We start from the raw sequence: 7,658 nt of genomic DNA, 5'->3' as shown, positions 1-7,658 counted from the left end.
TGGAAAGCTTACCGCATTGATGAAGCGATCGCCGCTAGTAAATTGATGCAGGGAACCCCGGCACTACTCCAGCATGAAGGTGAGGGATGCGTAGAAGTTGGTCGCTCACATGGTCTTGCTGGGATTACGTTTCAGGGCAGTGGATGGGATAAGAAAACAATCACCCCAGAATATCAACTCCTGAAGGAATCAGGCATAGGATTAATTGTTTTTCTGCACGATGCTGACGACACTGGGCTAAAGAAACTCCAGACCTGCCAGGACTGTGCAGCCGAGGTTGGGATTGGATTTATTGGAATTAACCCTCACGACATCTGCCCCGATTTACCATATAAATCAAGTGACATCAAAGAAATCTTGGGGCAGATGGAAACACCAGAATTTATCCGCGCTCTTGAGCAGGAGATCCACGCGGCAGTAGCGCAGCGATGCCTACGGCAAGCTGCGCTAACGCAACAAGCAGAGGTAGATGTCGTTGATGATGACGACCAAAATCCGGTTGTAGCCTTTACCCAGCAAGCTTTTCAAGCTCTCTACGGAGATAAGAACTGGATTTGTGCTGCTGATAAGCTTTACTTCCACACTGGCAACCACTATAAACACTCTCCAGATTCCGCAGAGCGCAAAAGAATTTATGACTTTTGCAATTCCTTTGTGGTCGAGAACGAACAGGGTAAAAAGTCTTGTCCCTATGCTTCACCTAGTTCAGTCAAGAAGGTTTTGGAATGGGTAAAAATGGGGACAGAAATTGACCCAGAACTAATCAATCCTCCTGGCGTAAATTGCACTAATGGGATAGTCAGGGTTAAGTGGGAAGGCAGAGATTTTACAGTAAGATTAGACCCGCATACGCCCCAGGACTACTTCATTTATGAACCGTTAATTGAATATGACCCTAATGCTGACGATACATATTGTGAGCAACTTTTAGCTTGCTTAGACAAGCCACAACAAGAAATATTTCTTAGAAATATTGCTGCATCCCTTGACCTTCAAACTGTTAGAAAATTTAGAGGGAGAGAGGTAAAAGCAATGTTTGCAATTGGTCTTGGTTCTAATGGTAAAGATGCTCTGCGCGAATGTGTATCAACCATTTATGGGAAAAACGGATTAACTTCTGTTTCTTTGGGTGACTTTCAATCTTATGACGAAGGCAGAAAATTCGGACTAGCCCCACTTATATATAGTCGAGTTAACTGGGCTTCTGAAAACCCACAAACATCTAGGATTGATAGACTTCAAAGTTTAAAATTATTTGTCACTGGAGATACATTACATTGCGAACAGAAAGGGAAAGACCATATAGAGTTTTCTTCTAATGCAATAGGTATTTTCAACTTAAACGAGACTCCCGCATTTCAAGGCGTAATACAAGCAATCAAAGATAGGATTGCAATTCTAGAATTCAAGAAAACCTTTGTAGATAATCCTTCGCCAAATAACCTAAACGAGATAAAAGGCGACCCCCGATTCCGCTACGATCCAGAGTTTATTAGAACACATGTTGCCCCAGCATTCCTAAATAGAATGCTAAAAGCACTCAACAACCTTATAGAGTCAGGTATCAATTATGAATGCACAACCGACGCTTTCCACAACCTTCAGAGAGAGAATAATCATCTTTTTGACTTCATCTTAAGCGCAAATATAGGTTATGTGCCTGATGGGGAAATTACCGCACGAGCTTTATGGTCAATGCTAGAACAGCACTACATCGATAATGGGACGCTGACCATAGATGAGGGCAACCGCAGAACGTGGATCGACCAAGTTCGCCCCAGCGATAAAAACGTGAAGGGCATCAACCAAATCATCCCCCGCATCTCTCAACTATTCCCCAAAGCGGTCAAAGGGACTCGGTACTGCGATGTTGCTAAAAGAAACATTCCAGTACTTAAAGGCATTGGCATTTTGGAAGTTACCCGCACCACAATGGACTCAACCCGCACCACTTCCGCACCACTTTCCGCACCAGAAACCTCGCAAAATCAGGACTTCCGCACCACCCGCACCACTTTTTCTTCTTTACAGGAAAATAACATTGAAGAGTCAGAGATGAAAATTGAATTGCTTTCTCCTCCAGTGAAAAAAGAAGAATATGCCACCTCAACTGGTGCGGGTAGTGCGGAACCCTTGCAGGATAAGGAAAACTGCTGCGGTGAGTCCTGCGTCACTGGTGCGTCAAAGCTAGAAAGTGGTGCGGAACCCTTACAGAGCATGGAAAACTCATGCGTCACTGGTGCGTCAGAGCTAGAAAGTGGTGCGGAACCCTTACAGAGCATGGAAAACTCATGCGTCACTGGTGCGTCAGAGCTAGAAAGTGGTGCGGGTGAATCCGAGTCGGTGCGATCTGACGAAGATTCCAAGGTTTTAGCTTCTGTTGCGATCGCTTGTATCTTGGAATCCCCTAATCCAAGTTGGGAGGTGGTTAAGGATATTTTGAGTGAAATGGAAATTCTTTCTTACTCGGAACTGCACGGGTTTTTGACCTTGGGTGAATTCGCGCAACTTTATATGCTAGTACCAGCCGCCGAGAGGGAGGTTCACTTTGGCTCATAAAAATGGGTGGTCACTGCCACCCGTTAGCTTACTGTTTTATAAATAAACTACTTAAGGGTATCCGCCGTTCGCTATATTTACCCCAACAAACGGAATTGTTTGTTGGGAACTCGGTTGAAGTGCGATCGCTTAGGGCATCACCGTGCCAGAACCAAGATTCAACATTAAATCTACAAAAATTTACCCCGTTTTTGACCCCTTGTTAAGAATTATTCCTAAAAGGCTAAAACGCTTATACCGTAATCCCTTCAGCCTTTGTAAATAAATCTTGTGAAAGATTACAATTGTGCTGTTTTGTGCATGACACCGAAAATCGCCAAAATTCCCGATTTTCACCAATTCTCACCAATTAAACTCAATATATCCCAATCCTACAGAACGCAAATTCAAATTCATCGCTGATTTTTTTACCTCTTCAACATCTTCCAGTCACCAAATTCTCATTAGCTCAATAATTCCCAATAAATCCCAAAAGTCACCCGATTTATCCCCATATTTCCCAATGAGTTTTAAACACGCTTTAGAGGGTCTAAGCCTTGGAATCCATCTTTTTCTGACGCACAGTACGCCAAAAGGCGCGGAAAGTTTTTTGGAGCGAAAAATGATGATTTAAGTGAATTTCAAATCACTTGAACAAAAAAAAAATAATAAAGAACTACTTTTGTGCTACAAAAGCAGATGTACAGTTACTCTCTTCAACGCTGACTATTAAAGACTCAAATCTTCCTCCTGCTGATGCTGTTGTTTTAACTGCTGTCCATAATCTATAAGCTGCTGATTCCAATCACTAGCTTTGCACTTGATCCGCTTAGACTGTGGCAGTAGTTCCTTGGCAGCTCGTGCAGCTGCATTACCAGAATCGTCCGAGTCAAACGCCACCATAACATTAGGAATATGCTGCAATTGCTCCACTGGTAAGCTTTTGGGATTATCTACCGCCATGTACAGCGTTCTATTGGGTGGCACGTCGCCTCTAAGCTGATATTCCAGCATGGCAAAAGATATGGCATCGATGGGCGATTTCAAAAGCACCACTTTCTCTACAGGATCTGTTGGCTGGCCGCCTAAGTGGAAGTGAAACCAGCTATCACGTCTAACGGTTCCTTTCTCGTATCCCTTAAAAGTGTTGTTCTCGCCCCGTGTCCCCCGCAGGAACGCTCCTATTGCCTGGGGTTCTTCGCCAAGATTCCGCATCACGAACACAGTGTTTTGCTGGTCATCAGCGTAAACTAACCCCCGGTTATGCAGAACTTCCACAAAATTTGATGGTATCCCCCGTTTCTGGGTTAGGTAGTTGGAGACAGAAGACCACTTAGTTTTATCCTCAACTGGTAGCCTGAATTTGTCGCGTGGTTCTAACTGTATAATCTCCGATGCCACTGTTTTTGCTTTGGCGATCGCTGCTCGTTCTGCCCCAGCTTCCCCAAATCGCTCATGTAACCAGACAACCGCCTGCCGCAGATTGCAATTGTTGACGTGCATCACCAAATCAATCGCACCGCCTGATCCCTTTTGTTGATCGGGGGCGAAATCGTAGAATTTCTCGCCATCTATATTAATGATGTGTCCGTGACCCTTCCATTTTCCAAGATCATGGTGTAGCCCCAACTCCCAGGCGACATCCTCCAGGGGCAAGTCGCGCAGTTGTTGGGTTTTCAATTCCAGCGATCGTACAATTTCTTCTAGCCGTTGTCGCTCCTTCTCGCTGGCCCTAGCCCGTTGTTCTGCCCTCTCCAATCGCTCTGCCATAAAGGAGCGATCAGCCAGTTGGTGATTAATGGCTTGGAACTGGTCATCAGACTGAATCCTGGCAAGGTAATTCCTGGCTGATTCAAATGGTGTGGGTGCTAATTGGTTATTTGTAATGACTGCGGTGAGTGGTTCACTGTTAACGGCTTGGTAATATTCTTTGACTTTGGTGTGGGTTGCTTTGCTGCCCTTTACCCCGCGTTCAATGCCCAAAGGAGCGAGTGCAGCAGCATAACTATCTTGGAGTTTGGATAACTTTATGCTGGCAGCACCACCATTACCCCCAAACATTTCTTTGTGGCTTAACTGCTTAGTTTTGTCGTTGAGTGGAACAACATAAGCATGAATGTGGGGAGTTGCTTCATCTAAATGCAATTCTGCCCTAACGCACTTATCACCATAATTGTTGATTAGCCAAGCCCTGGAAGCAGAGGCGAAATCTACCATCCGGTCATCATCCCACTCACCAGCTAGTGACGGGTCATGAGGGCGAAAGTATTCGGGTGATGCCGATAAAAATATATCGCTACATAGCACGGCATCTTTGCGGGGTTTGTGCTTTGTGGTGCTGGCTATCTTAGTTTTTACTAATTCTTCAAGTGCTGTGCCATCCTCCATGCCAATCAGCCGGATATTTTTTTTAGTGGTGTCGGCATTCGGGGTATCTTGTAAACGGGCAGTATGTTTTTCACTACCGCCAACGTTGCCGAAAGATTTTAGTTTCTCAACGCGCAAGATTGCTAAAGCCACCATTGATTTTTACTCGAAGGTCAAAGGGAGTGCAAAAACCCCAGAGGGCGAACGAAACTTCTGTGTTCCAAGCGAAGCGAGGAATGGGCGCAGCCCACCCGCAGGGCGCAGAAGTGTAGTGAGTACACCACCAACATGGTACACCCAAGGCACATTATTTTTGTGGTAGTCTGTCTCCGGCTGGCGAAAAGCTTGCTGTGTAAGCTTTACAGGCAGATTTGGCGCATTTTTGGTTTGAGCGAAAAATTGTTGAGAGCAATTTCCCTACGACAGTCGTAGAGCAGTCGTAGACCAGTCGTAGAGAAACGAGCGATTACTGAAAGTGATTTCCTAAAGCAGTCGTAGAGCAGTCGTAGACCAGTCGTAGACTATTCGTAGAACAGTCGTAGAGAAATTGTAGTTTGGTATACAATTTCGTCATTTAAAGCCCACTAAATACATAGACTTAGCGGTGATTGTGATTGAGTTTGTAAAGGAAAATATTTCGGTTAGACTTTAATTCAGTTCTGCATTTTGATTCTGCAAAGTGAAAAAGTTCAGCGACGCTGCTGTGATTAATCCACGCAAACTTTTGCATGAAAAAAAATGAAACAGAAACAACAAGTAATTCTTTCAATTAAGCGAACTTTAGGTACTATCGACGGACAGATAATTAATTATCTTCAAACAGAACCCTTTGATTTAGGGAACTTGCCTGAGATAGTGATGTTGACCCTCAAAGAACATTGGTTGCCTTTCACCGTATCTGCTGATTCTGTGGATGGTGAAGAACTGAGGCAGAAGGCAATTTGGTCAATTAAAAAATTTTGTTGCACAAGCAGCTTTGATTCGTGAGGTTTTTCTGGAATCTAAAGTAAAAACTGCTGTGGTTGTGAACAATGTTGAAGTTAGCAACAGTGCAGATGATGTCAAATTGGTGTCTACCTCGGATGACCAAATCTGGGATGAAGACACTGACGGTTTGATGGATTTAGAACTGTCATCGGAAATGAAACAGATTAACAAGCTGTTTGGTGTTGAGTAGTAGTTGAGAAAAAGCTCATTTCTTCAATTGCCTTGGACATTTCCTCAAACACCCCGTAATCACCCCGTAATCACCCCTGTAATACGTTTTGGGTTTTTTATCCGGTTTCTAATTTTTCTCCTCAAACACCCCTCTTACACCCCGTAATCACCCCTTATGTGACTTCAGTGAAAACAATGTCTTGTACAACACAGTGGGTTACTGAGGAGCAACTTGATTCAATACGAGAAGATGCTGCAAATTGGGCATGATAATATTCACTGGTTATTGAGTCGCACAACAAATAGCGAAGAACTAGAGAAGAATCGCCGCAGTTTTCAGAGGGGTGAACTCATCGGGGGCTTTTGTCGTAATTATGTAGTTATTCCGTAGTATTTTTTGATGACTGTTGCTTATGCTTCTGCTTTTAAATTTTGGCTGTCAAAAACTTTCCGCCAAATATGGCGTACTGTGCGTCAGAAAAAGATGGATTACAGAGCTTAAAAGCTTTTAAGCGATTTTCAGGGTAATTGACCAATTATTGGGAGCAAATGGGAGACTTCTTGTAAGTATTGGGAACTGTTCGGATTTCTTGGGAATTTTTGAGCTAATGAGAATTTTGTGACTGGATGATGTAAAAGGTGTAAAAAGGTAAGAAAAAATTGGAGAATTGGGAGATATTGTCTAGATATTGGGAGATGTTGAATGTAGTTGGTAAGAATTGGGAAAATGGATGTTTTGTCGAGATTTTCTGTTAGACGCACGAATTTAGCAAAATCAAGGAACCAGTGCTAAAACTGTAATATTTCTTGATAAATGTGTCAATAATCACGGTTTGGGCGGTTTATCTTGAGACTAATTATCAATTAGATAGACAAAAAAAGGGTCAAAAACAGGGGTAAATTTTTTTTGTGGATTTTGTTTTTTTAATGTTGAGTCTTGGTTCTGTTTCAAGTCGAATGCTCAACGTTCACTTTCAAAGTGAACAACTACGATAGCAATGCGCGATCGCGCATCTTGTGGTCAACCTAATCCAAGATAAAATCAGGAGCGGGAAAAATGAAATTGATGATGAGCCAGGGGTAAGGGATGTCAGCCAAAAGCGAAGTGACAATAAAATTTAGCGGGTCACTGCCAACAGCTACACCAGCAGAGAATAAAAAAGTTGCAATCGAGTTGACTGATCAGAACGGCATAGTCTTTACCGCTCAAGTTAATGCAAAAAGTTGGCGGAAGGCTGAAACTAGCGCCTCGGAATTCGCAGACTGGGCTGGGGCTGTATCCGGCAAGCTTGGCCAACGAACAGAAAACGGGTTTGAAATTATTGATGCCGGAATTCAGCTTTTTGAAAAGAAGGCGAAGGAAGTCAAACCAGATGTAGGGGCTACTGTATCTGAAGCTGGTGCTTCTTCATAGACAGATTTTCTTGGCGCTCTCAGTTTTCTTTAAAAGCGATCGCTTTTCCAAAGCTTAGTGTTCTCATATATATATTCAAGATTGTCAGCATGACCATTACTACCGATACACAGCAGTTATCAGTCAATAATCAACCGATAACGCCAACAGATTCTCTACAATATCGTGCAATTGGGCGGCT

At 43.4% G+C, this 7,658-nt stretch carries 6 protein-coding genes; 5 read left to right on the top strand and 1 reads right to left on the bottom strand.

The window, feature by feature from the left end; all coding sequences use genetic code 11:
- Positions 1-2,559: DUF5906 domain-containing protein (locus tag F8S12_RS39735; protein WP_196521775.1), on the top strand; the 2,559-nt coding region annotated here is incomplete at its 5' end.
- Between the two features lie 708 nt (positions 2,560-3,267).
- On the opposite strand, the gene mobV is transcribed toward F8S12_RS39735, so the two are convergent.
- Positions 3,268-5,061 (bottom strand): MobV family relaxase, encoded by a 1,794-nt coding sequence (gene mobV / locus F8S12_RS39730; protein ID WP_196521774.1) that lies wholly within the window; start codon positions 5,059-5,061, stop codon positions 3,268-3,270.
- A gap of 582 nt (positions 5,062-5,643) precedes the next feature.
- On the opposite strand from mobV, the gene F8S12_RS39725 reads away from it, so the two are divergent.
- The 4 genes from F8S12_RS39725 (at position 5,644) to F8S12_RS39710 (ending at position 7,477) form a co-directional block, all read left to right on the top strand.
- On the top strand, positions 5,644-5,892 hold the full coding sequence (locus tag F8S12_RS39725) for a hypothetical protein (protein ID WP_196521773.1): 249 nt from the start codon (positions 5,644-5,646) through the stop codon (positions 5,890-5,892).
- On the top strand, positions 5,882-6,082 hold the full coding sequence (locus tag F8S12_RS39720; protein WP_196521772.1) for a hypothetical protein: 201 nt from the start codon (positions 5,882-5,884) through the stop codon (positions 6,080-6,082). The genes F8S12_RS39725 and F8S12_RS39720 overlap by 11 nt, the downstream gene beginning before the upstream one ends.
- A 213-nt stretch (positions 6,083-6,295) precedes the next feature.
- Positions 6,296-6,454: a hypothetical protein gene (locus F8S12_RS39715; protein WP_196521771.1), complete on the top strand. Its 159-nt coding sequence runs from the start codon at positions 6,296-6,298 to the stop codon at positions 6,452-6,454.
- Positions 6,455-7,150: 696 nt separating this feature from the next.
- Positions 7,151-7,477 carry a hypothetical protein gene (locus F8S12_RS39710; protein WP_196516672.1) on the top strand — a complete coding sequence of 109 codons (327 nt, stop codon included), beginning with the start codon at positions 7,151-7,153 and terminating at the stop codon, positions 7,475-7,477.
- Positions 7,478-7,658: the final 181 nt, after the last annotated feature.

This window comes from Nostoc sp. WHI, assembly GCF_015714725.1.
Classification (GTDB): domain Bacteria; phylum Cyanobacteriota; class Cyanobacteriia; order Cyanobacteriales; family Nostocaceae; genus Nostoc.
This window is presented reverse-complemented; position numbering and strand designations above follow the sequence as displayed.

Excerpts from the sequence above, each read along its gene's own strand:
- F8S12_RS39710 (WP_196516672.1), top strand. The coding sequence starts at position 7,151 with ATGTCAGCCAAAAGCGAAGTGACAATAAAATTTAGCGGGTCACTGCCA.
- F8S12_RS39725 (WP_196521773.1), top strand. The coding sequence starts at position 5,644 with ATGAAACAGAAACAACAAGTAATTCTTTCAATTAAGCGAACTTTAGGT.
- mobV (WP_196521774.1), bottom strand. The coding sequence starts at position 5,061 with ATGGTGGCTTTAGCAATCTTGCGCGTTGAGAAACTAAAATCTTTCGGC.